Raw genomic sequence first — 25625 nt, 5'->3', positions numbered from 1 at the left:
GTACTCAGAACAGGAAGTACCGCTGGGCGAGCGGTAGTTCGGTGGCCGGAGCGGGTTCGACGAGTTCCCCGTCGATGGTGACCGCGAAGGAGTCCGCGGCGACCTCGACGCGCGGCAGGGCGTCGTTCTGCCGCATGTCGGCCTTGGTCAGGCCGCGGGTCGACCGGATGGGCACGAATGTCTTCCCGAGGCCGAGGCGTTCCGGCAGCCCGGCCTCGACGGCCGCCTCCGCCACGAAATTGAACGAGTTGGAGGCGGGCGCGGTGCCCAGCGTGCCGTACATCGGGCGCGGCAGGATCGGCTGCGGCGTGGGAATGGAGCCGTTCGGGTCACCGACCTGCGCGTACGCGATCTGACCGCCCTTGATCACCATCTGCGGCCGGACGCCGAAGAACCGGGGGTCCCAGAGCACCAGGTCGGCGAGCTTGCCGGTCTCCACCGAGCCGACCTCGTGGTCGATGCCCTGGGCCACCGCGGGGTTGATGGTGTACTTGGCGACATAGCGACGGGCGCGCAGGTTGTCGGCCTGGGTGTCACCGGGCAGGAAGCCCCGGCGCCGCTTCATCACGTGTGCGGTCTGCCAGGTCCGCAGGACCACTTCTCCCATACGGCCCATGGCCTGGGCGTCCGACGACATGATGGAGATGGCCCCCATGTCGTGCAGGATGTCCTCGGCCGCGATGGTGCTGGGGCGGATGCGGGACTCGGCGAAGGCCAGGTCCTCGGGGACCGCGGGGTTCAGATGGTGGCAGACCATCAGCATGTCGAGGTGCTCCTCGACGGTGTTGACGGTGTGCGGCCGGGTCGGGTTGGTGGACGCGGGCAGGATGTTCGGCAGCGAAACCGCCGTGATCATGTCAGGTGCGTGACCGCCACCGGCGCCCTCCACGTGGAAGGCGTGCAGCGTGCGTCCGGCCACGGCGTCGAAGGTGTCGTCGACGAACCCGGCCTCGTTCAGGGAGTCGGCGTGGATGGCCAGTTGGGCGCCGGACTCGTCGCACACGTCGAGACAGGCGGAGATCACCGCGGGGGTCGCACCCCAGTCCTCGTGGACCTTGAAGCCGAGGACCCCGGCGCGCAGTTGGTCGCGCATGGACTCCTTCGACATGGTGCTGCCCTTGCCGAGGAATCCGATGTTGACGGGGCTCGACTCCAGGGCGCCGAACATCCACGCCAGGTGCCACGCACCCGGGGTGACGGTGGTCGCCTTGCTGCCCTCGGCCGGGCCCGTGCCGCCGCCGATGAGCGTGGTGACGCCACTGGCGAGTGCCTCGTCGATGACGGTGGGCGCGATGAAGTGGACATGGGTGTCGATGCCGCCCGCCGTGACGATCTTGCCGTTGCCCGCGATGATCTCGGTCTCGGGGCCGATGACGAGATCGGGGTGGACGCCGTCCATGGTGTCGGGGTTGCCGGACTTGCCGATGCCGGTGATCCGGCCGTCGCGGACACCGATGTCGGCCTTGACGATGCCCCAGTGGTCGATGATCACGACACCGGTGATCACGGTGTCCGGTGCGCCCTCGGCGCGGGTGGCGCGCGACTGGCCCATGGACTCGCGCAGCACCTTGCCACCGCCGAAGACGGACTCGTCGCCGGAGCGGCCGGGACCGCCACAGCGGTCCTCCTCGATCTCGACGAGCAGGTCGGTGTCGGCGAGACGGATGCGGTCACCCGTGGTCGGACCGAAGAGGTCGGCGTACGCGACGCGGGACAGTTCAGGCATCGAGGGCACCTCCGATCGCGCCGCGCAGGCCCACGACGACGCGAGCGCCCGCGAGGGGGACAAGCTCCACGTCCACCGGGATGCCGGGTTCGAACCGGACGGCGGTGCCGGCGGCGATGTTGAGCCGACGGCCGCGGGCGGTGACCCGGTCGAAGTCGAGGGCGGGGTTGGCCTCGGCGAAGTGGTAGTGGGAACCGACCTGGACGGGCCGGTCGGCGGTGTTGAGCACGGTCAGCGTGCTGGTCTCGAACCCCTCGTTGAAGGCAACGGGTTCGTCGGCGAACAGGATCTCTCCGGGAACCATGACTCCTGCCTCCTCACGTGATCGGCTCGTGGACGGTGACCAGCTTGGTGCCGTCCGGGAAGGTGGCTTCGACCTGCACGTCGCGGAGCATCTCGGGTATGCCCTCCATGACCTCGTCGCGGCGGAGAAGCTGCCTTCCGGAGGCCATCAACTCGCTGACGGTGCGACCGTCGCGGGCGCCTTCGAGGACGTGCGAGGTGATCAGGGCGACGACCTCGGGATGGTTGAGCTTCACACCTCGTGCACGGCGTTTTTCAGCCACGTCCGCGGCTACATGGATGAGCAGCTTCTCCTGCTCGTGCGGGGTCAGTTGCACGCGTTCCACCTCACAGAAAGATCACGCCGGATCGAATGGTCCGGCGGTCGCGGTTGCCGCGCTGCTTCTAGATGTAACACACAGGAATGCAGGTCAGCGCACATGGAGGCGTGCGGAAACCGCAATTGGATGGAAGCGGCTTCCTGGTATTAGGATGGCTGAATTACGTCACCCGGTGGGGATTCTTCGAGGACCGGTTCGCTCGGCGTTCTTTCGTGATGTCCCGATGACAGTGGCCGGGGTCGACGACACTGGAAACGGCGAGGTTTTTCCAATCGGCCCCACGCCGGGGCGTGGTGGAGGACGAGAACGGCCTGGACGATCGCGGAGACGAGGTCGATGACGAGGTGAAGCCTTCGCAGGAGGCGATGGCCCTCCTGATTCACCTCGGGGGCCCGGCATTTGGGGGGAGCCGGCCTCTGCGAGTTTCTCCGCTCCAGCGGGGGAACGACGCTGACACACGCCCCAACGGGCGCCGGAGCAGGTTCCCTTCCGGACGGAGCCTTGTGCCGACGCCGGACCGCGCCGGCGCGCAGCATCCGGCGCAGGGCCCGCCCGACGTGTGCCGCTCGGAGGGCCGTTGTCGTAGGTGGGAGGGATGCGGTTCGACTGCTGGGACATGTCCGTGTGAGGGTGTTCTTGCTGGACAGCGTGGCCCGGGGGTGGTTGTTCGTCTTGTCGGTGTTGCTGCGCGCCGAAACCGCCGAGGGCGCGGGACTGTCCTTGTTGAGGTACGAGAGCGTGGTTCTGCGTCGGCGGTAGGTGAGTCCGGTCCGCTACGGGTTCGCCCACCGGTTCTGGTCCGCCGTCCCGTCCGTGCTGATGCCCCGGCGGTGCCGGCGGGAGGTCTTTCCGGTCGCCCCGTCACCCTGCTCGCCCGGCATCGCAGGTTCGCCGCCGTCAGGTGGGGGAGTGCACCGGACGTCCACCTGCCCCAGCGGCGGTCAGGGCGCTCGTTCTGCGGTCGGCCCGGGAGAGTCCGCGGTGGGGCACCGACGGATCCAAGGGGGAGCTGACCCGGCTCGGGGATCGGATCGCCGCCTCGACGGTTCGGGAGATCCTCGACGCCGCGGGCACCGGCCCGGCGCCGCGTCGCTCCGGTCCGGCCTGGCGCGAGTCCCTGGCCGCCCGGACCGGGAGGGGGCCGGGCAACGGGCGTGGCATCTCACCGCCGGCCCGGGCAGGCACATCGAGTCTCTGCGGTTTCTGGCGCGTGACCGCGACGGCACGTGCAGTGCGGCGTTCGCCGCGGTCTTCGTGGCCGAGGGGCTGCGGGTGATCTTGAGTGCCCCGCGGGCTCCTCGGATGAACGCCCACTGCGGGAGGAGCGTCGGCGGCATCCGACGCGAGATGCTCGACCACGTCCTGATCGTGGGCGGGGCCCACGCCCGCCACGTCCTGGCGGCTCGCCAACGGCACTGCAACGCGCACCGCCCTCACCGGTCCCGGCCCCTTCGGCGCCGTGATCAGGTTCAGTGGCCCCTGCGCGAGTGACCCCCGCGCGAGTGACTCCTGCACGGGCGGTCCGGCCCGCGACCTCGTCGCCCCGTGTGTACTGCTGCAGGACGGCGTCACCGGCCGCTTCCACGGCTGACGCGGCGAGGTGCCCCGCAGCGCCGTGCTCTTCGAGAACCGGTGCTTTCCGCGTGCGCCCTGGACGAGCCCCGGACAGGAAGAGTGACGCAGGCCACAGCCGCGTGCTGTCCGATCGGTCAGGACTGACCGATCGGACAGTTATCGTGGAGGCATGGCACGCTCCGCCTCCGCCCTGCGCGGTCAGATCCTGGAGTCGGCACTGCGACTGTTCGCCGTGCACGGCTTCCGCGGCACCTCGTTGCAGGACATCGCCTCCGACGTGGGCTGCTCGAAGGCGTCACTCCTCTACCACTTCGCCGGCAAGGAAAAGATCCTCACCGAGCTGCTGACCCCGGCTCAGGACGCCCTGGCCACGCTGCTCGACCGCGTGGCCGGGCTGGAGGGCGGCCGGCTGGTGGAGGAGACCGTCGTCGGATACGTCGACCTGACGCTGCGGTTCCGCCGCGAGATCCGGCTTCTCTTCGAGGACATCACCGAGATGTCCTGCCACCAGGACCTCAACGTCATGGAGTTGGCGGACGGGCTGCTGGACGCGCTGGCCGGCCGCTCGCAGCACCCGCCGGCCCGGGTGGCGGCGTGGATGGTGCTGGGCGCCGTCTTCATCACCAGTGCCACCGATGACGAGGTGGCGCCGGACGAGGTGCTGCGCGCCGAAATGATCCGCAGTGCGCTGCGGGCGCTTGACCACACACCCAGTTGACCCCTAACGGAAAGACCCCTCCTCCATGGCGACCTTGCTGTACCGGCTCGGGCGGTTCTCCTTCCGCAGAAGAGGCCGAATAGCCGCGGTCTGGCTGCTCCTGCTGATCCTGCTGGGTGTCGGAGCCGCCACTTTGATGGGCCCGACCAGTGACAAATTCTCCATGCCGGGCACCGAGTCCCAGCGGGCGCTGGACGACCTCGACCGGCAGTTCCCGCAGGCCGGCGGAGCCACCGGCACCATCGTCGTCGCCGCCCCCGAGGGTGGGAAGCTGGACCCCGCCGCGGTGGCACCCGTGGTGAAGGAAGCCTCCCGGATCGACGGCGTCACCGCCGCCATGGACCCGTTCCAGACCGGCTCCGTCTCCCAGGACGGCCGCTACGCCCTGATCCAGGTGCAGTTCGACAAGGCCGCCGACGAGGTCACCGACGAGCAGAAGTCGGCCTACGAGGCCGTCGGCGCCGACGTCGAGGGCCTGCGGATCGAGCACGGCGGCGAGGTCATGGGCGGTGAGGTGGAGGTCGGCTCCACCGAGGCGCTCGGCGTCCTGGTCGCCGCGGTGGTCCTGGTCATCACCTTCGGCTCGCTGGTCGCCGCCGGCATGACCCTGCTGAACGCGCTGATCGGCGTCGCGGTCGGCATGGCCGGACTCTTCTCCCTGACCAGTGTCATCGAACTGACCTCCACCGCCCCCATCCTGGCGCTGATGCTGGGCCTGGCCGTCGGCATCGACTACTCGCTCTTCATCACCTCCCGCTACCGCCAGTACCTCGCCGAGGGCCTCCAGCCCGAGGAGGCCGCCGGCCGCGCGACCGGCACCGCCGGCTCCGCCGTCGTCTTCGCCGGTGCCACCGTCGTCATCGCCCTGGTCGGCCTCTCCGTCGTCGGCATCCCCTTCCTGAGCGTGATGGGCCTGGCCGCGGCGGGCACCGTCGCCGTCGCCGTGCTGGTCGCCCTCACCCTGCTGCCGGCCTTCCTCTCCTTCGCCGGCAAGAAGGTCCTGCCGCGCAAGCAGCGCCACACCGGCGGACACACCGCCGAGGACGGCACCAGCGCCGAAGGCTTCGGCTTCACCTGGGGCCGGCTCGTCACCAAGCTGCGCGTCCCGCTCCTGGTCGTCGGCATCCTCGGGCTGGGCGCGCTCACCCTCCCGGCCCAGGACATGCGCATGGCCCTGCCGGACGCGGGCACCGCCGCCGAGGGTTCCCCCGCACGCGAGGCGTACGACCTGACGTCCGAGGGCTTCGGCGAGGGCTTCAACGGCCGTCTCATCGCCGTCGTCAACGGTGAGGACGCGCAGTCCACCGGGGCGGCCGCAGAGAAGGCCACCGCCCTCATCAAGGCCACCGACGGCATCCTGGCCGTGGCCCCGCCGCAGCTGAACGAGCAGGGCACCACCGCCCTGCTGGCCATCATCCCCGAGGCCGGTCCGACCGCCGCCGCCACCGAGGACGCCGTCCACGACATCCGCGACCGGGTCGCGGACATCGAGGGCGCCGACGTCGCCCTCACCGGCGCGACCGCCCTGGGCATCGACGTGTCGAAGAAGCTCGCCGACGCCCTGCCGGTGTACCTGCTCCTGGTGGTGGGCCTGTCCATCCTGCTGCTCATGCTGGTCTTCCGGTCGATCCTGGTGCCGCTGAAGGCGGCCCTGGGCTTCCTGCTCACCGTGGGCGCGACCTTCGGCATCACCGTCGCCATCTTCCAGGAGGGCCACCTCGCCGGCCTGGTGGGCGTCGACACCCCCGGCCCGCTGGTGAGCTTCCTGCCGATCCTGCTCATCGGCATCCTGTTCGGCCTCGCCATGGACTACGAGGTCTTCCTCGTCTCCCGCATGCGCGAGGACTTCGTCCACGGCGCCGACCCGCAGGCGGCCATGGTCAGCGGCATGGGCCACAACGCCCGCGTCGTCACGGCCGCCGCGCTCATCATGACGTCCGTGTTCGGGGGCTTCGTCCTGATGGACGACCCGATCATCAAGTCCATCGGGTTCGCCCTCGCCGTCGGCGTGGTCATCGACGCCTTCGTCGTCCGTATGGCGCTGGTCCCGGCGGTGATGTCGCTGCTCGGCCGTGCCGCCTGGTGGCTGCCCAAGCCCGTCGACAAGGCCCTGCCCGACCTCGACATCGAGGGCGAGAAGCTGAACCGGCAGCTGGCCGCGGAGACGCGCGACAAGGCTCCCGTCTCGGTCTGACCCGCGCACTCGGCCGGTCCGGACCACACCCTGGAGGACGGGACCCGCACAGCGGTCCCGTCCTCCTCCCGTTCCCTCGCTCTCCCCACCCCGCCCGACAGCCCCGGGGCCCGGCCCCGTACGGCGCCGGGCGCCCACGCCCGAAACGGCGGAACGGCGGGCGAGCGTTGTCCAGGCAGTCGACAACCTCGAGGTCCACCGCGGCAAGCCGGAGCCGCGGTGAGCCCGTTCGGCCGGCTCTTCGTCTCGCGCCCCGTGCCCGGGCCACTCCGTACAACAGGGACACGATCATGCGGACGTGGTCCGGGGCCGAACCGCGCCCCTCCCACCTGCGCCGAGGTGTCAGTCCCGGCGGGCCGGGACGGCGAGGAGTGTCGCGGCGCACAGCAGCGCGGCCGCGGCGAACACGTAGAACACGGTGGTCGGCCCCAGGGCGGCCTGGAGGATCCAGCCGCCGATCAGCGGTGCCACGATCGCGCCGCCGCGTCCGAAGCCGGAGACGCAGCCCAGTGCGGTGGCGCGGGCCGTGGTCGGATAGCTGGACGCGACCCAGTCGTTCAGCATGGTCAGCGCCGAGTGGGCACCGACCCCGGCCAGCGCGGTGACACCGAGGATCATCACCGTGCCGCCGCCCTGCGACAGACAGAGGACGGCGAGGCCGGCGAGCACGGCGCTGCCGATGGTGACCGGGCGGGGCCCGATCCGGTCGGCCAGGGCGGCCAGCGCGAAGGAACCGACGACGGCGCCGAGGTTCAGCACCAGGGTGAAGCGCAGCGCCGAGCCGAGTGGGTAGTCCATCTCGCGCATCAGCTGGGTGAGCCAGGTGTTCAGGCCGTACCAGGCGAGTAGCACCGCGAAGTTGGCGACGGTGAACAGGACGGTGCGGCGGGCGTGGGGCCTGGACAGGATCGTGCGGACACTGGCTGCCCCGCCGTCCCGCGGACTTCGGGCGGCGTCCTGGGGGGTGGTGTCGATGGCGGGCCGTGAAGGCAGCGAGTCGGGCAGCAGGAAGTACGCGGCCGTGATCACGGCCGCCGAGAGGGCCGCGCCGATGCCGAACAGGCCGCGCCAGCCCAGCGAGCCGCCCCACGAGGCGGCCGTCAGCGCGGCCAGCACCCCGCCCACCGGGATGCCGGCGAGGACCACGGTCGCCACCAGGGCGGAGCGGCCCTGTGGCGCGTACTCCTTGCTCAGGGCCACACAGGACGGCATCACACCGCCCATGCCGATGCCCGCGAGCAGCCGGGCGACCCCGAACTGCCACGGTTCGACGACCACCGCGCACGCCACTGTGAAGACGGTGAAAACTACGCCGGAGGCGAGGACCAGGCGTCGCCGGCCGAGCCGGTCCGCGAGCGGACCGCAGACCACGGCGCCCACGAGCATGCCCGCGTAGGCGAGGCTGCCGAGGGTCCCGGCCAGGGATTTGTCGAGGCCCAGTGACGCGTCGGCGAGCATCGAGGGCAGGGCCACACCGTAGACGATGAGGTCGAACCCCTCCACGGTGATCGCCGCGGTGCACAGGGCGACGACCGCCCACATCAGTGCCGGTGTGCGCGGTGGGGCTGGGCGGGTGGGGGCGGACAGCTGAGCTTCGACGGTCATGCGGCCATGTCCTGTCAGGAGAAGGCAGGGAGGGAAACCGGCAGGGCATGACGCACGGTGCCGCTGTCCCTGCGGCACCGTGCGATGTCCTGTGCGGTGACCGGGATGAAATCAGCGCAGTTACGCACAGAGCAATAGAATCCGTCAATAATTCCGCTCTGCGGTACGGCAGGCTTTCCCCCTTTGCGTGAGGCCGCCATCCCCTTACGATGCAAGGCTCCCCTCCATAGGGGACGGTCGCGGACGAGGGACCCCACGGGGCGGTCGCCCGGGCCTCAGAGCGCGGCCTCCATCCGCCGCACGGCATCCCGCAGCACCCCGGCCGCCTCGTCGATGCGAGCCCGGGTGAAGCGCAGTGACGGCGCCGACACGATGAGGGCCGCGACGGCGCGCCCGCCGGGCTCCCGTACCGCGGCCCCCACGGCGGAGACGCCCCGCTCGGTCTCCCCGATGCTGATCGCGTAGCCGCGGCGGCGTACGGCGGCGAGCCTGCCGTGCAGCGTTTCGGGGTCGGTGTCCGGTTGCGCTCCGCCCCCGGGGCCGTAGATCTCGGTCAGTTCGGCGACGGTCAGTTCGGCGAGCAGTGCCTTGCCGCCCGAAGCCAGGTGCGCCGGCAGGGCGGCCCCCGCACGGCTGCCGACCCTCAGCGCATGCGTGCCCTCGATGCTGTGCAGGAAGCGCGCCTCGGCTCCCGACCGCACCACCAGGTGCACGGTCTCGCCCAGCTTGCCGTTGAGCCACAGCATGTGCGGGCGGGCGGTTTCGACGAGTTCGTAGTCGGAGCGGTGCGACATGCCGAGCCGGTAGAGCGCGGGTCCGGGCCGGTAGGCCTTGTCGGTACCCTGCACCGCGAAGCCGCGGCCCCGCAGGGTGGCGAGCAGCCGATGGGCGGTGGAGCGGGCGACGCCGAGGTGGTCGGCGGCCTCGCTCAGCCGCAGACGGCCGTTCCTGCGCAGCAGGAGCAGCAGTTTCAGGGCGTTGTCCACGGACTCCAGCCCCTGTCCTTGCCCGGCAGCGGCGGCGGAGGGGGTGTCCGCGGTGTCCTCGAGTCTTTCTGAATTCCTCACACCGAATACTAGGCCGATCGGTGTTCCGCTGAGAAGAACTCCGCCCAGGAAGTTCCGGCGAGGGCGTGGGACGTGCCGGTGGGCGATGAGGCGGACGGCGAGGCCGAGGAAGGCGTCGTGGACGTCGTCGCGCCGTTCCCGGCGGATGCGCGGGCGGCGGGAGCCGTGCGGCCAGGAGACCGTCCGCTCCACGGCCCGGCGGAAGATGCCCCGGCCCGATGGATGCCGGTGTGCGGCACGAACAGGATCCCGCACGGAGCATGCCGGTCCGGCACCCGCGGCCTACCCTCCACCCGCTACGGCTTTCAGGGGAGCCGGCTGGACGAAAACCGTGCGCCGGGTCGGCGGTATCGACGTCATTGACTTCCCCGACGAGCTGGTGCGGACGCGGACCGGCTGGAACGCCGCCCCCCTGCGGGAACCACAGGCCTTGACGCCGGTGCGCCGCGGCCTGTGCCCGTGTCGTGGTTCAGCGGACCGCTCGGCTCACGCTGTGTGGATCTCCAAGGCGGCACGCACGGCGGACTCCACAGCTCCCTCGATCCATGCCGGCTTGACGGACGTGTGGTCCCCGGCGAAGTGCAGCGGCCCCTCAGCCACGGGGATGGCGGACAACAACTCCGTGTGCTGCCCGGGCAGGAGCACGGACGCCTCTCCGTAGGCGTAGGGGTCGCGCAACCAGCTCTGCGTGCGGCCCGCGCCGGTGTAGAAGACCTCGATGCGCTGGCCGTAGACCTGCTGGAGGCCGCACAGAGCGTGGGGGTACCGTGCCTCGTCGTCCAGGGAGTCCCAGCGCAGCGCGTCGTCCGCCCAGCTGTAGGAGGCCAGGACCACGCCCCCGGCGCTGCCCGGAACCGGGTGGGAGGGATGGAACATGAACCGGTTGGCGTTGTCCGACACCGATCCGCCCCCTACGACGTCGACGGCCTCCGGCTGGTCGCGCGCGACCGCGCGGTTGGCGGCGTAGTGGGTGCGCTGACCCGCTGTGATGTGCCCGGCGGGCACGGAGGGATGGGCGCCGAGCAGGCTGCCGTCCGCGGCGGCCCGGCCGGTGCGGTAGGCGTCGTACAGCCCCGGGTCGACGGCGCGCAGCTCCCGTTTCCAGTCGGCCTCGTCGAACTCCCACCAGCGGCGGCTGAACTCCAGCAGCACCTTGGTCGCGCTGTCGTAGTGCAACTCGCAGACCGCCCGGCGCTTGCCGTACGACAGGGGCGGGGCGATCTGTACGTGGCGCAGTCCGGAGAACGGCACCGTGACCACGGCGACGTCCGCGGTGAACTGCTCGCGTACGACAGGTCCGTCGCGGCCCTCCGACACGGTGTCCACCCACACGTGCGGGCCCTTGCTCCGGACCTGCTCGACGTCCGGCGACGGGCGGTCGGGGTGGTGGTACTGGATGCGCGTGACACGGCGGTCGAACCGCACGTCCTTGCGCACGCGCTCCAGCAGGGCGTCCGGTAGTACGGCCGTGCCGCCCTCCAGCTCGTAGAAGGGCGTGTCGGGGCTGATGAGGGAGGAGCCGATGAAGCTGTGGATGAAGGACAGAGGGAGACGGGAGGTGAGGTTCTCCAGGGTGCCGATCAGGTCGATGGTCCGTTCGTCGAGGCCGGCGTGTTCGGTGAGAAAGCGGAACATCGACCAGTCACCGAAGCGCTGCACCACCCGGGCCCAGCCCTGCAGCCGCTCCGGGAGCGGCTTGTCGACCCGCTTGCCGTCGCGGCCGACGCGGCTGAACTCGTCGCGCACCGGGTCCAGCACGGAGCGCAGGATGGCGGCGGCGGGGGTGTCCCAGTGGGCCCGGGGGACACCGAAGGACCGGTTCACGCGCCGGGGCGCGCGGGCGTAGTCGGCGCGCCGCACGCGGATGCCGTTGACGTGGATCCAGGTGCGGTTGGCGGGACGTCCCTCGCTGTCGACGTCGACGTAGTGGAAACGCCGCTTCTTCAGCTCGAACTGGTCGATCAGCTCCATCACCAGGGGGTGGCTGCCCGGGATGCGCATCGCGCCCGCTTCGGCGTACTGACGGGGATCGGCGAAGGGCTGCTCGGCGCGTTCGTGGCCACCGCTCCGGAAGGTCTTGACGCGTCCGCCCGCTCGGTTGCCGTTGGCCTCCAGCACCGTCACCCGGTGACCTGCCCTCTTCAGCAACCAGGCGGCCACCAGCCCGGCCGGGCCGGCGCCGATGACCAGGACGTTCTTGGGCCGTGTCCGTCGCTGAGCCGGCAGTCCCTTCTGGAGGACGCTCTGGTAACGCGGGACGAGGGGGCGGTCGTCGGAGTCCAGGACGAGGAGTGCGCGAGCGACGGCCAGGCACCGGTCGAAGTCGGCGCCACGGCTGTCGCCCGAGGCGGCCGGTGCGGGCAGGGCCGCGGCGACACCGCCGGTCAGGGCTGTGGCGACCGTGGCTGTGCCGGCCACCGCCGCGAAGCTCCTCCGGGACAGACCGCCGTCCGAACGCACCACCGCGTGATCTTCAGTCATGGCGGTCTTTGTACCGGCGGCCGTGACCGGGCGTCCGCCCTTCGCTTCGGCGTTGACCCGAAGGAGCTAAGCGGCGACAAGCCCTGACGTCACAGCAGGTCCGCCGGCGCGAACGGTTCGGGGAACCCGAAGGAATGAATGCCGGGCATCCCCCCGGAGCCGTCGTGACCGATCCCGCACACTGCCAGATGCGTATCCACATCCGTGCTCTCCGCCGGGCTCGCGCGGCACACCGCTTCCACGGCGTTGCCCCGGAGTCACAGGAGCGCGGGGCGACCAAAGGGGGGAAAGGGTGGCGCAGCCGCGCACTAGCTTCGGCGACAGAGCCCGTTACTGGTTCGACAACACGCTGGCCCGCGGTGCCTCCGCCCTCGTCGGCTGGATGGCGCTGTTGTGCCTGACCGTCGTCGTCCCGGCCAGTGCGGTGCTCGTGTGGACCGATCCTGACGCACCGGCGTCCCTGACGGACCGGTTCGCGCAGGTGTGGCGCCTGACCGGGGAGACGCTGCGGCTGGGTGGTTCGACGGGCACACCGCTGCGAGTGACGATGTCGCTGCTGCTCGCCCTGGTCGCTCTGCTGTACGTCTCGACCCTCGTCGGTCTGATCACGACGGCGCTGACGGAACGGCTCACCGCGTTGCGCCGGGGCCGTTCCACGGTGCTCGAGCAAGGGCACGCCGTGGTCTTGGGGTGGTCGGAGCAGGTCTTCACGGTGGTGAGCGAGTTGGTGGCTGCCCATGCCAACCAGCGGCGGGCGGCGGTGGCCGTCCTGGCCGACCGGGACAAGACCGCCATGGAGGAGGCCCTGAGCACGAAGGCGGGTCCCACCGGCCGTACGCGGCTGATCTGCCGCAGCGGCCCCACCACCGACCCGGCCGTGCTCAGCCTGACCAGCCCGAAGACGGCCGGTGTCGTGCTGGTGATGCCTCATGACGAGCCCGACGCCGACGCCGAGGTGGTCAAGACACTGCTGGCGCTCCGGGCAGCCCTGACCGGAGAGGCCACCCTTCCGCCCGTCGTCGCTGCCGTCCGGGACGACCGCTACCGCCTGGCTGCCCGCCTCGCCGCCGGACCGGGCGGCGTCATCCTGGAGAGCGACACCGTCACCGCCCGGCTGATCGTCCAGGCCGCGCGCCGCCCCGGGCTCTCCCTCGTTCACCAGGAACTCCTCGACTTCGCCGGCGACGAGTTCTACCTGATCAGCGAGCCGACCCTGGCCGGCCGGCCGTTCGGCGACGCGCTGCTGTGCTACCCGACGTCGAGCGTCGTCGGCATGGTGCGCTCGGGCGCCCCCCTGCTCAACCCCCCGGGGCAGACGCCCCTCGCCGCGGACGACCTGCTCATCGTCATCTCCCGTGACGACGACACGGCCTGGCTCGGCGACTGCGCGGAGTTGGTCGAGAAGGAGGCGATGGCGTCCGGGCCGCCGACACCCGCGCGAGCGGAACGGGTTCTCCTGCTGGGCTGGAATCGCCGAGCGCCGCTCATAGTCGACCAGCTGCGCCGCCGCGCCCGACCCGGATCCGCCGTCGACGTGGTGGCGGACGGTGATGAAATGACGGTCCGGCAGGTGAACGAGGCCGACGCGCACGGCGGCACCGACCTGACCCTGACACTGCACCGCGGGGACGTCACCCGCCCCGAGACCCTGCGTCGTCTGGACGTTCACTCCTACGACAGCGTGATCGTGCTCGGTCAGGACCCCGCTCCCGGACAGCCACCGGACGACCCTGACAACCGCACGCTCGTCACCCTCCTGCTGCTGCGCCAACTGGAGGAGGCCACCGGGCGCGAACTGCCGGTCGTCACCGAACTGATCGACGACCGCAACCGGGCGCTGGCCCCCATCAGCCCCGGAGCCGACGTGATCATCAGTGGCAAGCTCATCGGCCTGCTCATGGCGCAGATCTCCCAGAACCGTCACCTGGCGGCGGTGTTCGAGGAACTGTTCTCCGCCGACGGCACCGGGGTCCGCATGCGGCCGGCCACCGACTACGTGCTGCCGGGACGTGAGACGTCCTTCGCCACAGTCGTGGCCGCGGCACGTCATCGCGGCGAATGCGCCATCGGTTACCGAAGCCACGACGACTTGCCGACGAGTCCCGGCTACGGCGTGCGGATCAACCCGCCCAAAGCCGAGCGGCGCCGGTGGACGGCCGCGGACGAGGTGGTCGTCGTCGGCAAGGACTGACGGAAGCATCGTCACGTTGTCGGGTGTGTGGCGGTTTGATGTGCGTCGCGGCATGCGGGCCCGGAACCTGGGGCTGTGGTCAGGTCATGGCGGGTCGGCCGACAGTGCTGGTGATCTGGTTCCAGATCACGAAGCGGATGGTCATTCAGGAGGGTCGCTCGGCCGTCAGGCCCGCTGCGTCAGCAGTTCCACGGCGTCGTGGTGTCCGTGGACGTCCCGGCCCAGGACGGGCTCGGCGTGCACCTCTCGGGCTTTCCTGCCGCATCCGTGCAGGTCAAAATACCCAGGCGTCCCACCACACCTCCGTGTTACGTTCAGCAGGTACTTCGTCGTTCACGGACTTCTGTGCCCTGGAAGAGGTGTTTTTGTGACCCGGACCGCGCCGAGCGCGCCTCTCCGCACCGCGTAACCGCTGTCCCTTCCACCGCCGTCACGCAGTGGATTTCCGGGACGGTATCCCGGTGCCTCCATAGCCACCCGCGGTCCCAGGGGTGTGGACGCAGACCGTCCGCCACCGCCGGGCACCCGGGTGCTTCCGAGGCCGCTCGGCCTGCTCTTGCTGTCTTCATACCTTCCTCAGCAAGGAGCACCCCGGGTGTCCAGCAACGACATCGACCCCCAGCACACCGTCGCCCGCCACGTCCTCGGCACCGAGACCTTCGCCTGTGTCCGGTGCGGACTGACCGTGTCGGCGCTCGCGCCCGACGGCCGGCGCCGTAACCACTGCCCGTCCTGCCTCTACTCCTCGCATGTCCTCGACCAGGTCGAGGGCGGCGCCTCGGAGTGCGGCTCGCGGATGAGCCCGATCTCCATCGCGGTGCTGCGCACCGGCGACTGGATGCTGATCCACCGCTGCGTCCGCTGCGACGAGCTGACCTCGAACCCGGTCTGCGGTGACGACAACCAGCTCATCCTGATGCGGATGGCCGTACGGCCGCTGGCCGAACCTCCTTTTCCGCTCGAAGCGTTCGGAACGCTCTGAGCGCTCACCACGGAAAGGGGAGTTCAGCCATGCCACGACGTAAACCCTCGCAGCAGCGCCGACCGCAGCGGCACAAGGACGTGCTGCACGGCAACGGCCGGCACCGGAGCAACGACTTCCGGTGCGTGGGCTGCCGGCTCGACGTCTCACCGGACGCCCCCGGCACCGCACACCGCAACCACTGCCCGAACTGCCTGGCCAGCCTCCACGTCGACCACCGCGTCCCCGGCGACCGCGCCTCGGACTGCCGCGGCCGCATGGAAGCGCTGAGTCTGACCGTACGACCGGACGGCGAATGGATGATCATCCATCAGTGCCTGTCCTGCGGCGAACTCAGCGCCAACCGCATCGCCGGCGACGACAACGCCCTCGCCCTGGTGCGACTGGCCCTCCGGCCACTCCAGGACCGACGGGTCGCCCACCGCGCACTGCTCACCGCGCTGTGACAGCACCGCGCCCGGGCGGGCGAATCCCGTCTCCCCGGGCGCGGTGCCGCTTCCGGACGCCCAGCTCACGGGGGCGTCCTCGGCGCTCTGCCGACAGCCCTGAGGAGCCGACACGGCCGGACCGTGATCGTTCTCGCAGCCGCGGCTACGTCGAGCGACGCAGCGCCGAAGGCAAGTCCCGACGCGAAGCCATCCGTTGCCTCAAACGCTACGTCGCTCGAGAGCTCTACACGATCACCATCCGAGCTCACGCGATGCCCCAGGAGCCGACCTGGCCGCTTGACATCCATAGGGGCACCAAGAGGGCCCATTTCTTCCGTGGCATGGTCATTCTGGCCGCGATTCGTCTGTTGCTCCGCCATTGATCTCAGCCACCGCAGCAGATGTCCCGAAACCGTCCGGCATGATCCATCTCCACCGTCCACTCCTCATGATCCGCCCAACGGCCAACTGATCATGTAGAACACGGCGTAAGCGTGAGGTGGCGGAGTTCCGTCATGCGGTCCAGTTGTTGGTGTCCGTCATGCAGTGTTTGATCGTTTCCGTTGACCCATTATTGGTCGCGCGGGGTGGATTCCTGCTCCTGGACCGTGGCCGACAATCTCACCCGCACCGACATGGAGAGGTGCATGCTGAATGAGCTGATCGGCTCGTTCCTCGACATCCGCATGGTGAAGGCGATCACCTGGCAGAACGCCGATATGCGCGGTGTCTCGGCCGGGGCGGCCGCGGTGGCGGCGTCCACCATGACTGCCTGGGTCCACGGCATGAACGTCGCCCACAGGCGCAGCTGAACTGAAAATTCGGCTATCCGTTCGCGCCGGCCGTGATGGCCCGATGTCAGGGCTGTTGCGCCGGGATTTCCGCCGAACGGCTGGTTATGACCATGCCGCCGCCACGGGCTGGTCCCAGGTGGTGGAGAGGGTCTTCAAGAATTCGGCAGGTATCGCCGGGCGTGAGTGTGCGGTTACGGGTTATCCGAGGCGTATGGCGGGGCGGTTGCTCGCGTGGGGAAATTTCGACTGTCCAGCGGTCGGGAGCCACGGGCCCTTTCGGGGCTGCTGTCACGTTCCCGGCTCCCAGCGGCCGGATGTGGAGGGAATCTCTGGGCGGGACCAGAGGGGACGAGGAAGAGGCTGATCGCGATGACTGTGGTGGCGCGGCAGGGCGGTGGGGGAGGCTCCAGTGGCCTGTATGACGTACTGGAGCTGATTCTTGACCGAGGGCTGGTGATCGACGCGTTCGTGCGGGTCTCCCTGGTCGGTATCGAGATACTCAAGATCGACGTTCGGGTCGTGGTGGCCAGCGTCGATACCTACTTGCGCTTCGCCGAGGCGTGCAACCGCCTCGATCTGGAGGCGGGGCCGCGCAAGCCGGCCGGGCTGGCCGAGCTTCCGGGACGGATCAAGGAGTCGGGGGCTCGGGGTGCGACCAAGGGAGCCCTGTCCGGGGCTGCGCAGACGATCTCCGATGCTTTCCAGCAGGCCCGTAGCGAGGCGCGGCAGGAACAGGGTGGTGCGCGCAGGGAGTGAAACGCGCAGCCGGCAGTCGGCGGAGCGTTCCCCGGTTCCCGTGGGGTCATGGCGTGCTGCTGGTGCTGTCACGTTGTCGGGTGCGTAAGCGTCTGGCGGTGTGTCGGGGCTTGGTGGACTTGTGGTCCGGTCCCGTGTCCAGGCCGGGGTGGGTCAGCCGGCAGCGCCGGTGACCCGATCCCCCTCACGCCGTGACAGCGGGAAGCGGAAGTACAGCCCCACACAGGGGGAGATCACCTCGACCGGGTACCGGTGCCCCCGGTACGACGACGTGCTCGCAAGAACAATCCCCCTCCACCCTGATCACGAAGAAGATCGTGTCCCCCTGTCAGCCAACGTGACAGCGCTGTCAGCGACGGATGAGGCCGAGATCGGTGGCGGTGGCGACGGCGGCGGTGCGGGAGTCGACGTTGAGCTTGGCGTAGATGCGGGCCAGATGGGACTTGACGGTGCCCTCGGTCAGGTGGAGCCGGTTGCCGACGGCCTGGTTGGACAGGCCGTCGGCAACCAGGGCGAGGACTTCGGTCTCGCGCCGGGTCAGCGCGGTGTCCGGCGTGCGCAGCCGGTTCATCAGCCGGTCGGCGACCGTGGGCGCCAACGTGGTGCGTCCGGCGGCTGCGGTGCGTACGGCGGCGGCCAGGTCCTCGGGCGGCGCGTCCTTGAGGAGGTAGCCGGTGGCGCCGGCTTCGATGGCGGGCAGGGTGTCGGCGTCGGAGTCGTACGTGGTGACGATCAGCACTCGGGGGGCTTCCGGCAGGGCGGTGATCCGGGCGGTGGCTTCGGCGCCGCCCATGCCCCTGCCGAACTGCAGATCCATCAGCACGACGTCGATGTCGCCCTCGGCGGCGCGGACGACGGCATCCTCGGCGGTGGCGGCTTCGGCCACGACGACGAGGCCGGGCTCGGTTTCCAGTACGGCGCGCAGCCCGGCCCGTACGACGGGGTGGTCGTCGGCCAGGAGCAGGCGGATGGGGGTGTCGGTCACGGGCGGGCCTCGGGGTCGGTCTCGGCTGGCGGGGTGAGGGGCAGCTGGACGGCTAGGGCGGTGCCGTGGCCGGGGGCGGATGCGACGGTGAGGGTGCCTCCGAGAGCTTGGACGCGGGCGCGCATGGCGGTCAACCCGAACCCGCCGGCCTCGGGGTCGGGGGCGGGCAGGCGAGCGGGGTCGAAGCCGCGTCCGTCGTCGACGACGTCGAGGGCGATCCGGTCACCGAGGTAGCTGAGTGTGACTTCGGCGGTGGTGGCCTCGGCGTGGCGGACGGTGTTGGCGAGAGCGGACTGGGCGATGCGCAGCAGCGCGACCTCGTGCGCGGTCGCGAGGGGGGCGAGGTCGCCGGTGAGGTGGAAGCGTGCGGTGAGCCGGTGCCGGTTGCTGGTGGTGGTGCACAGGCGTTCCAGGGCGCCGGCCAGGGTGGTGCCTTCCAGCGTGGGCGGGGTGAGTGCGGCGACGAGGCGCCGGGCCTCGGCGAGGTTGTCGACGGCGGCCTGTCGTGCCTGGTCGACGTAGCGCGCTGCGTTCTCCGGTGCGTTCGGCAAGGCGCGCTCGGCGGCGCGCAGCAGCAGCTGGATGCTGGAGAAGCCCTGGGCGAGGGTGTCGTGGATCTCGCGGGCCAGGCGGTCGCGTTCGGCCAGCACACCGGCGGTGTGCTGGGCGGCGGCCAGGTCGGCGCGGGTGGTTGTGAGCTCCTCGATCAGTCTGCGGCGGTGTTCGCTCTCCCGGTACAGGGCTTGGTACCCCCACACCACCGCGACCGCCACGGCGGCGCCGAGCGCAGGACCGATGGCCATGGCGGGGCTGAAGGAGTGCTGATGGGCGGCGAAGCCCGCGATGGCCGCAGCGGCGGTGGCGGCCACGGCCGCCAGTCCGGCGCGGCGGGGCAGCAGGTGCAGCTGGAGGAAATACAGCGGGAAGGCCACCCACACGGCGTCGGGGGACAGGGCGAGCAGCACCAGCCACACAACGCCCACGGCGGCCAGCCACAGCGCGGCGGCCCGCCGCGAGCGGCGTACGCCCGGCAGCAGGGGCCCGACCGCGTACACCAGGCCGCACGTCGCCGCCACACCGACGATCAAACCGGCGTGGGGCCGGTCGTCGGTCACGGCCCGGCCGGCGGCCAGGGCGAGCAGGCCGATGATCAGCAGGTGCAGGCACCAGGCCAGGGCCCGGGTGGTCGGGGTCAGGACGGGGGCAGCGGTGTTCACAGTGCGTCCCAGGTTACGGAGGCCGGCGCCCCGGGGGCCTCCATCGAAAGTTAGAACCCGTGTGCCGTCTTTCGGCCCGCCAAGTGCAGTCCTGTGCCAGACGCGCACACGGGGGGCTGGCCGCGAGGGTGGGGCCATACCGCTTCCACCGCCGGAAAGGACAGGCCGAGGCCGTGTTCGTCGCCTGGAGAGACCTGAAGTTCGCCAAGGGGCGCTTCGCCCTGATGGGGACCGTCATCGTGTTGATCACCCTGCTGGTCGGGCTGCTGTCCGGGCTGACGGCCGGACTGGGCCGGCAGAACATCTCCGCGATCACGGGACTGCCCGCCGACAAGATCGCCTTCCAGGCGCCCGGAGGTGGGCAGGACCTGTCGTACTCCAACTCCACCGTCACCCAGCAGCAGTGGCAGCAGTGGTCCAGGGCCCCCGGCGTCGAGAGCGCCGAGCCGCTGGGAATCACCACCACCAAGGCCACCGCCGGGGACAGGAGCACCGGGGTCTCCGCCTTCGGCGTCGAGCCCGGCTCCCGCCTCGCCCCGGACAGCAACAAGATCAGTAACAGTGCGGTGGTGCTGTCCGTCGCAGCCGCCGACGACCTCAGCGTGAAGGTCGGCGACTCCCTCACTCTCGCAGGTCAGCAGTTGAAGGTGGCCGCCGTCGAGGGCGACGCCTTCTTCAGCCACACCCCGGTCGCCTGGACCAGCCTGGACGTCTGGCGGAAGACCGCGCCGCCCACCGACAGCGGGGAGGGCCCGACCGCCACCGTCATCGCCCTGAACAGCGCTTCCGGGGCTGATACGGCGGCCACCGACCAGCAGGTCGGCACCAGGACGGTCTCCGTCGAGGACTCACTGTCCGCGATCGGCTCCTACACCTCCGAGAACGGCTCCCTGCAACTGATGCGCGGATTCCTGTTCGCCATCTCCGCCCTCGTCATCGGGGCCTTCTTCACCGTGTGGACCATCCAGCGCAGTGGCGACGTCGCCGTCCTCAAGGCCCTGGGCGCCTCCACCGCCAACCTCCTGAAGGACGCCCTCGGCCAGGCCGTCGTCCTGCTCACCGTCGGTACCCTGCTCGGCACCGGCATCGCCGCCGCCCTGGGAGCACTCGTGGCCGACTCGGCCGTGCCCTTCCTCCTCACTCCCGCGACCGTCCTGATCCCGGCCGCGGTGATGATCGTGCTCGGCGCGCTCGGGTCCGCCCTGTCCATCCGTCGCATCACCTCCGTCGACCCGCTGACCGCCCTGGGGAGCGCCCGATGAGCCTGAACCTGACCGAGATCACCCTCACCTACCCCGACGGCGACTCCCGTCTGACCGCCCTCGACCAGGTCACGCTCGATGTGCCCAAGGGCAGCCTGACCGCCGTGGTCGGCCCTTCCGGCTCCGGCAAGTCCAGCCTCCTCGCGGTCGCCGCCACCCTGATCACCCCCGACGCCGGCACCGTCACCATCGACGGCCAGGCCACCACCGGTCTGACCCGAGGTGAACTCACCGAACTGCGCCGTCACAAGATCGGCATCGTCTTCCAGCAGCCCAACCTGCTGCCCTCCCTCACCGCCGTCGAGCAGCTCCAGGTCATGGCCCGGATCGACGGGCGTGAACCGCGCACCGCCCGGGGCAGGGCGATGGAACTTCTCGATGCTGTCGGCCTGGCCGACCAGGCCGCGCGGCGGCCCCATCAGCTCTCCGGCGGCCAGCGTCAGCGCGTCAACATCGCCCGCGCACTGATGAACGACCCCACCGTCCTCCTGGTCGACGAGCCCACCAGCGCTCTCGACCACGAACGCGGCGCCGCCGTCATCGACCTGATCACCCGCCTCACCCACCGGCAGGCCACCGCGACCGTCCTGGTCACCCACGACCGCACCCACCTCACCGCCGTCGACCAGATCGCCGAAGTGCACGATGGACGCCTGCGCCTTCCGGCCACAACCCGCCAGGTGCGCTGACCGGGCAGGTGGGTGAGGCGGCCGGTAGGAGTTCGGCCGCCGATTCCGGTGTGGGGTCGGCGGTAGCCGTACCAGTGAAGCCGGTCGGGAAACACCGGCTGCCGTTGGGCCTCCGAGGTGGGCTGGTGCCCCATCCTGACCGCCACGCTCAAGGCCGAGCTGGAGTACGGGTACGGCCGCGTTGGCCGGCCGGCCTGGGGTGATCTTGGAGTTGGTCGTGCCGGGGAGGGTTTCGCTCGTGCCGTCCGCGTCGCCGTCGTACCAGGGCTATCGGTACCCGGTGGAGATCATCGCGCACTGGTACGGCGGCGCGGCGACGCCCGCGCGGTGCTGCGGCCGGCCCTGGAGTTTCTTCGAGCGGCTGCATGCCGCGCCCTGGGTGGGTCGGGTGCGGATGGAACTGCGGGCGGCGGGTGACGTGACGACGGCCGCGAAGGCGACGGCGGAGAACGTCCTCGACCGGCTGACCCCGCAGGAGTTGCAGGTGGTCCGGTCGGCGACCGGCGGCCGGTGGCAACAGCCGGGAGATCGCGGCGCAGCTCTTCCGCAGCCGCAGGACCGTCGAACACCACGTGTACAAGGCGTATCCGAAGCTGGGCGTGGGCTCCCGACGGGAGTTGGCCCGACGTCATCAGGTTGCCGTCCTGGAGCGGCACTTGAACGGGCAGCGGGTCCGGATGCACGCGAGCGACCGGACGTTCCCGGCGGCGTTGCTCCACGGCGCGCCCCGCGAGGTACTACGCCGGATGCGACTGCTGGTCCGGCCGGGCACGGTCCTGCGCCGGCACCGCGACCTGATCGTCCGCCGACCCGCCGCCCGGTCCCGGCCCAGGCGCGGCGGCCGGCCGCGCACCGCGCGCTCGACCCGCGTGCCGCCCTGCGCCTGGCCAGGGGAATCCCCACCGGGGCTACCGTAGGGCGCATGGCGGACTGCTCGTGTTCGGGGTGAAGGTGGCCGCGTCCACGGTAGGGGACATCTTGTGGGAGGCCGGGATCGAACCGGCACCCGAGCGGGCTTCCAGTACCTGCCGTCGAATCCATGTCCTGGGCACCACCGCGCATCCGACACCCTCCTCGTGTCGCAGGGTCCGCCGGAAGGCCGGCAATCCGACGCGGTGGCGGGGCTCAGACGGGGAAGCCGTACCGTCCTTGCAGGCGGACGAAATGCGCGGGCGTAAGTACCCGTCGGCGCTCCAGCCCCGTCGCGGTGCGCAGAAAGGACATGACCTGCTCCCGGCCACCCGGCCCGATGGGCTGGACGAGGTGGCCACCGAAGCGCAGTTGCTCGGCCAGCGGGGCGGGAACCTCCGGGAACGCGGCGGACACGATGACTGCGTCGTACGGAGCGCGGTCCGGTCCGCCGCCGCTGCCGTCCCCGACGCGCAGCTCAACATTCCGGATGCCCTGCCCGGCTAGGTTGCGCCGTGCTTGCTGGGCGATGTCCGGCCACCTCTCGATGGTCACGACGTCGGCGGACAACCGGGCAAGCAGCGCGGTCTGGAAGCCGAGGCCGGTACCGACCTCGAGTACGTGTTCGTCCCCGTTCAAGTCAAGGCCCTCGATCATCATGGCGGAGAGCGAGGGCTGCGTGGTCACCTGTGCGTGCCCGATCGAAAGGGGCACGTCATGGTAGGCATGCGCTTGGTGGCCGGCGGGGACGAATGCCGCTCGGGGCGTCGCTCGTACGGCCTGGAGCAGGCGCTCGTCGGTGATACCGGCCTCTCGAATGGCCCGCACGAGATCCTCGAGCGGATGGGCGGCTTCGGTCATGTCCGCTGCTTTCCGTGCGACGGCCGGAGTCGGTGTCCGGTTCTCGGGCCCGCAGGACGGTCAGGCAGGTGGGGGCGGCCATGACCAGAGTCATGGGGCGGTGCCGGCCGGGGCGGCGGCGGACCTGGTGGTCGTCCAGGCCGCATTCCTGCTTCGCGCTCCGGAAGCATTCCTCGATCGTCCAGCGGCTGCCCGCGACGCGGATCAGCTCGTCCGGCGTCGCTTCGGCGGGCCGGCACCCAGTGCCGACGGGCGGGCCGGTGCCAGGGCCTGACCTCGACGCGGGCCCAGTCATGGACGCGCCGACCGTGGGCGCCGTCCCCGCACGAGCGGCGCTTCCACGTCCTGCTCCTTGGACTGAGCGGTTGCGCCCGTGCCCGCCGGGCCGATGAAACCGCAAGGGCACCGCCAAGGCACCCCAGCCGCTCTCCTGAAGCGGGTGTCGCGGGTTCGAATCCTGTCGGGAGCACTGCGCCGAGGACCGGTCCGGAGGCATCGGCCCCCACTTGAGGTTCTCCGTGGGCAGAGGCCTTTCTCACGTGGTCAGGGGGACCGGGTGGATCTCGTCGGCCCGGTGACCAGCGCGTTCGTGAATGCGCTGGATCGCTTCAGCCGAGGGGGCCTCGGAGAGGCAGTAGACAGTTCCGGACTCCGGGTCCGCCCAGGCCTTCTCGAAGTGGACGCCTTCCTCCTTCTCGATGGCCAGGTCGGCCTTGTGGGCTTTCCTCAGCTGGTCGGCCGTGAGGCCCTTCATCCCGTGGTGGACGTCCATGAACTGGGGCATGGTGTCGTGCCTCCTTCCGACTGCCGCGTCCCGGCGGATGCCGAGTCGCATGCCGCCTGCGTTACGTCCATCCTGTGCCCGTACGACCGCGACGGCGACCGTGCGGCACCCACCAGCCGGTTTCCAGCACATACGACAGCGAACGGGAGGCCAGGGCGACGTTGGTGGGGCTGGAGGTGACCCAGGGCGTGGGCCCGGACACGGGCGCCGGCGGCGAGGAGCACCGGGGGCCGGCGGATCTGCGCGACGGGGGCCGTCGGGAATAGCCTGAAGAGGAGCGGCACCGGGACGGAACGACCCCTCCCGATGCATTCCCTTCCCCGAGGGGGACGTGGAAGAGGGAGGCGAAGAGCCATGCCCTGGAACCTGAACGGCACGTACCTGGAGAGCTGCAACTGCGACGTGGTGTGCCCTTGCACCACCTCGGGCCTCACCGCCCCGGCCGACCACGAGCGCTGCCGGGTGACCTTCGCGTTCCATGTGGACAGCGGGAACGTGGACGGCATGGACGTCTCCGACCGCAACGTCGCCGTCTTCATCGACGCGCCCCGGGTGATGGCCGAGGGCGGCTGGCAGGTGGCGCTGTACCTCGACGCATCGGCCGACGACGGCCAGGCGGAAGCGCTGGGCAAGGTCTTCTCCGGTCAGGCCGGCGGGCCGATGGCTGCGCTCGCTCCGCTCATCGGCGAGGTCCTCGGCGTGGAGCGCGTTCCCATCGACTACCGCGACGACGGCCGCCGCCACTCCGCGCGGGTGGGCGGCGCCATCGACATCGAGATCGAGGACCAGGTCGCCCCGCAGTTCGGCGAGGACGGTCCGGTCATGGGGCTGACGGGCATGTTCCACCCGGTGAACAGCACGCTGACCATTGCCCGGTCGACCCGGGCGACGGGCGACGGCGTGTACGGCCGGTCCTGGGACTTCACCGGCGCCAACGGGCACTCGGCGCCCTTCACGTGGTCCGCATGACCGGTGGGCCGGTCACCGGCCGCCGCGGGGCGGGCCCCGCCGGGCTGCTGCTGATCGCGGCGGCGGCCGCCTGGGTCTGGATGGTGACGCGCTGGGGCGGCACGCAGGCCATGCCCGGCACCATGAGCCTGGGCCTGTCCGCTTTCCTGGCCGTGTGGACGCTGATGATGGCCGCGATGATGCTGCCCGCCACGACGTCCGTCGCCGCGCTGTACGCACGCACCATGACCGTGCATCGGACGCCGCGCATGGTCGTTTTCACGGTCGCCTACTTGCTCGTCTGGGCCGCGGCCGGGTTGCCGGCGTACGTGCTGGCCGTCGGCCTGGGCCGGGCGGCGAGCCTCCCCGCCGCCACGGGGACCGCAGTGGCCGCGGCCGTGTTCGCGGTCAGCGGCGTCTACCAGCTCACGCCCCTCAAAGACCGCTGCCTGGCGAGATGCCGCTCGCCGATCGGGCTGATGCTGCGCTACGCCTCGTACCCGGGACTCTCGCGCGATCTGCGTGCCGGAGCCCACCACGGGGCCTTCTGCCTGGGCTGCTGCTGGTCGCTCATGGTGCTGCTGGCGGCGTTCGGTCTGATGAACCTGTGGGCCATGGTGGTCCTGGCCGCCGTGATCACCGCCGAGAAGCTCGCTCCGGCCGGCCGCCTGGTGGCCCGTACCGTGGGTGTCGCCTCGATCGCCCTGGCCGTCGCCGTCTTCTGGGTCCCGGCGCTGGCTCCGGGCCTCACCGGTGGCGGTACGACCGGGATGTGAGGCCGGACGGACCGTTCCTCGGCTCCGTCCCGCAGGAGACGTGGGTGGTCCCGC

At 70.7% G+C, this 25625-nt stretch carries 23 protein-coding genes and 2 pseudogenes; 13 read left to right on the top strand and 12 right to left on the bottom strand.

Translation table 11 applies throughout. The features are described from left to right. Positions 1-4 precede the first annotated feature (4 nt). From CP969_RS03225 to CP969_RS03215, 3 genes are read right to left on the bottom strand one after another with little or no spacing between them, the layout of a single operon-like run. Positions 5-1726, bottom strand: a complete 1722-nt coding sequence (locus CP969_RS03225) for an urease subunit alpha (RefSeq protein WP_016827939.1) — start codon at positions 1724-1726, stop codon at positions 5-7. Beyond that, a complete protein-coding gene (locus CP969_RS03220; RefSeq protein ID WP_016827941.1) occupies positions 1719-2030 on the bottom strand; it encodes an urease subunit beta in 312 nt (103 codons plus the stop codon). Before CP969_RS03220 ends, CP969_RS03225 begins: the two co-directional genes overlap by 8 nt. 13 nt (positions 2031-2043) lie before the next feature. Next, on the bottom strand, positions 2044-2346 hold the full coding sequence (locus CP969_RS03215; RefSeq protein WP_026085474.1) for an urease subunit gamma: 303 nt from the start codon (positions 2344-2346) through the stop codon (positions 2044-2046). 822 nt (positions 2347-3168) lie between these two features. Between CP969_RS03215 and CP969_RS34415 the strand changes: the two genes are divergently transcribed. From CP969_RS34415 to CP969_RS03200, 3 genes are all read left to right on the top strand, one after another. Beyond that, entirely contained in the window at positions 3169-3840 is a 672-nt protein-coding gene (locus tag CP969_RS34415) for an integrase core domain-containing protein (protein WP_086019081.1), read from the top strand. Between the two features lie 253 nt (positions 3841-4093). After that, positions 4094-4642 carry a TetR/AcrR family transcriptional regulator gene (locus CP969_RS03205; RefSeq protein WP_004992911.1) on the top strand — a complete coding sequence of 183 codons (549 nt, stop codon included), beginning with the start codon at positions 4094-4096 and terminating at the stop codon, positions 4640-4642. Positions 4643-4667: 25 nt separating this feature from the next. Continuing rightward, positions 4668-6836, top strand: a complete 2169-nt coding sequence (locus CP969_RS03200; RefSeq protein WP_004992915.1) for an MMPL family transporter — start codon at positions 4668-4670, stop codon at positions 6834-6836. A 342-nt stretch (positions 6837-7178) separates the two neighbouring features. Here the strand turns inward: CP969_RS03200 and CP969_RS03195 are convergent, their stop codons facing one another. From CP969_RS03195 to CP969_RS03180, 3 genes are all read right to left on the bottom strand, one after another. Continuing rightward, entirely contained in the window at positions 7179-8441 is a 1263-nt protein-coding gene (locus CP969_RS03195; RefSeq protein WP_016827945.1) for an MFS transporter, read from the bottom strand. Positions 8442-8716: 275 nt separating this feature from the next. After that, the gene (locus tag CP969_RS03190) at positions 8717-9700 is read right to left on the bottom strand and encodes an IclR family transcriptional regulator (RefSeq protein ID WP_399474156.1); all 984 of its coding nucleotides are present in this window, start codon (positions 9698-9700) and stop codon (positions 8717-8719) included. A 294-nt stretch (positions 9701-9994) separates the two neighbouring features. Next, positions 9995-11989 carry a flavin monoamine oxidase family protein gene (locus CP969_RS03180; protein ID WP_026085477.1) on the bottom strand — a complete coding sequence of 665 codons (1995 nt, stop codon included), beginning with the start codon at positions 11987-11989 and terminating at the stop codon, positions 9995-9997. A gap of 292 nt (positions 11990-12281) precedes the next feature. Here CP969_RS03180 and CP969_RS03175 point away from each other — a divergent pair, with 292 nt between their 5' ends. From CP969_RS03175 to gvpJ, 5 genes are all read left to right on the top strand, one after another. After that, positions 12282-14180: a CASTOR/POLLUX-related putative ion channel gene (locus CP969_RS03175; protein WP_016827948.1), complete on the top strand. Its 1899-nt coding sequence runs from the start codon at positions 12282-12284 to the stop codon at positions 14178-14180. A 595-nt stretch (positions 14181-14775) separates the two neighbouring features. Then, positions 14776-15162: an RNHCP domain-containing protein gene (locus tag CP969_RS03170; RefSeq protein ID WP_004992926.1), complete on the top strand. Its 387-nt coding sequence runs from the start codon at positions 14776-14778 to the stop codon at positions 15160-15162. 29 nt (positions 15163-15191) lie between these two features. Beyond that, positions 15192-15608, top strand: a complete 417-nt coding sequence (locus CP969_RS03165) for an RNHCP domain-containing protein (RefSeq protein WP_026085479.1) — start codon at positions 15192-15194, stop codon at positions 15606-15608. A gap of 629 nt (positions 15609-16237) precedes the next feature. Next, positions 16238-16402, top strand: a complete 165-nt coding sequence (locus tag CP969_RS03155; RefSeq protein WP_223887035.1) for a hypothetical protein — start codon at positions 16238-16240, stop codon at positions 16400-16402. A 351-nt stretch (positions 16403-16753) separates the two neighbouring features. Then, positions 16754-17140, top strand: coding sequence for a gas vesicle protein GvpJ (gene gvpJ / locus CP969_RS03150; protein ID WP_016827952.1), 387 nt, complete (start codon positions 16754-16756; stop codon positions 17138-17140). Between the two features lie 183 nt (positions 17141-17323). On the opposite strand, the pseudogene CP969_RS34570 reads toward gvpJ, so the two are convergent. The 3 genes and pseudogenes from CP969_RS34570 to CP969_RS03140 form a co-directional block, all read right to left on the bottom strand. After that, a pseudogene (locus CP969_RS34570) lies at positions 17324-17428 on the bottom strand (IS6 family transposase); the annotation flags it as partial. A 61-nt stretch (positions 17429-17489) separates the two neighbouring features. Beyond that, positions 17490-18125 (bottom strand): response regulator, encoded by a 636-nt coding sequence (locus tag CP969_RS03145; RefSeq protein ID WP_004992937.1) that lies wholly within the window; start codon positions 18123-18125, stop codon positions 17490-17492. After that, entirely contained in the window at positions 18122-19342 is a 1221-nt protein-coding gene (locus CP969_RS03140) for a sensor histidine kinase (protein ID WP_016827953.1), read from the bottom strand. The genes CP969_RS03145 and CP969_RS03140 overlap by 4 nt, the downstream gene beginning before the upstream one ends. Before the next feature lie 173 nt (positions 19343-19515). On the opposite strand from CP969_RS03140, the gene CP969_RS03135 reads away from it, so the two are divergent. From CP969_RS03135 to CP969_RS34565, 3 genes are all read left to right on the top strand, one after another. Further along, positions 19516-20604, top strand: coding sequence for an ABC transporter permease (locus CP969_RS03135; protein WP_016827954.1), 1089 nt, complete (start codon positions 19516-19518; stop codon positions 20602-20604). Further along, the gene (locus tag CP969_RS03130) at positions 20601-21293 is read left to right on the top strand and encodes an ABC transporter ATP-binding protein (RefSeq protein WP_016827955.1); all 693 of its coding nucleotides are present in this window, start codon (positions 20601-20603) and stop codon (positions 21291-21293) included. The genes CP969_RS03135 and CP969_RS03130 overlap by 4 nt, the downstream gene beginning before the upstream one ends. Before the next feature lie 527 nt (positions 21294-21820). Next, the gene (locus CP969_RS34565) at positions 21821-22210 is read left to right on the top strand and encodes a LuxR C-terminal-related transcriptional regulator (protein WP_223887147.1); all 390 of its coding nucleotides are present in this window, start codon (positions 21821-21823) and stop codon (positions 22208-22210) included. A gap of 208 nt (positions 22211-22418) precedes the next feature. Here the strand turns inward: CP969_RS34565 and CP969_RS03115 are convergent, their stop codons facing one another. The 3 genes and pseudogenes from CP969_RS03115 to CP969_RS03105 all read right to left on the bottom strand — a co-directional run bounded on the left by CP969_RS03115 (position 22419) and on the right by CP969_RS03105 (position 23847). Next, positions 22419-23063, bottom strand: coding sequence for a protein-L-isoaspartate(D-aspartate) O-methyltransferase (locus CP969_RS03115; protein WP_016827956.1), 645 nt, complete (start codon positions 23061-23063; stop codon positions 22419-22421). Beyond that, positions 23035-23428, bottom strand: a pseudogene (locus CP969_RS03110) (transposase); the annotation flags it as partial. The pseudogene CP969_RS03110 and the gene CP969_RS03115, both read right to left, overlap by 29 nt. Before the next feature lie 170 nt (positions 23429-23598). Continuing rightward, positions 23599-23847 carry an SCO4226 family nickel-binding protein gene (locus CP969_RS03105; protein ID WP_004992949.1) on the bottom strand — a complete coding sequence of 83 codons (249 nt, stop codon included), beginning with the start codon at positions 23845-23847 and terminating at the stop codon, positions 23599-23601. 354 nt (positions 23848-24201) lie between these two features. On the opposite strand from CP969_RS03105, the gene CP969_RS03100 reads away from it, so the two are divergent. Continuing rightward, entirely contained in the window at positions 24202-24816 is a 615-nt protein-coding gene (locus CP969_RS03100; RefSeq protein WP_016827957.1) for a DUF1326 domain-containing protein, read from the top strand. Then, positions 24813-25571, top strand: a complete 759-nt coding sequence (locus CP969_RS03095) for a DUF2182 domain-containing protein (RefSeq protein WP_016827958.1) — start codon at positions 24813-24815, stop codon at positions 25569-25571. The genes CP969_RS03100 and CP969_RS03095 overlap by 4 nt, the downstream gene beginning before the upstream one ends. The last annotated feature ends 54 nt before the right edge of the window (positions 25572-25625 follow it).

The sequence above is a fragment of the Streptomyces viridosporus T7A genome (genome assembly GCF_008704515.1).
GTDB classification, from domain to species: domain Bacteria; phylum Actinomycetota; class Actinomycetes; order Streptomycetales; family Streptomycetaceae; genus Streptomyces; species Streptomyces viridosporus.
The sequence above is the reverse complement of the archived record's forward strand: the minus strand, read 5'-3'. Positions and strand labels throughout refer to the sequence as shown.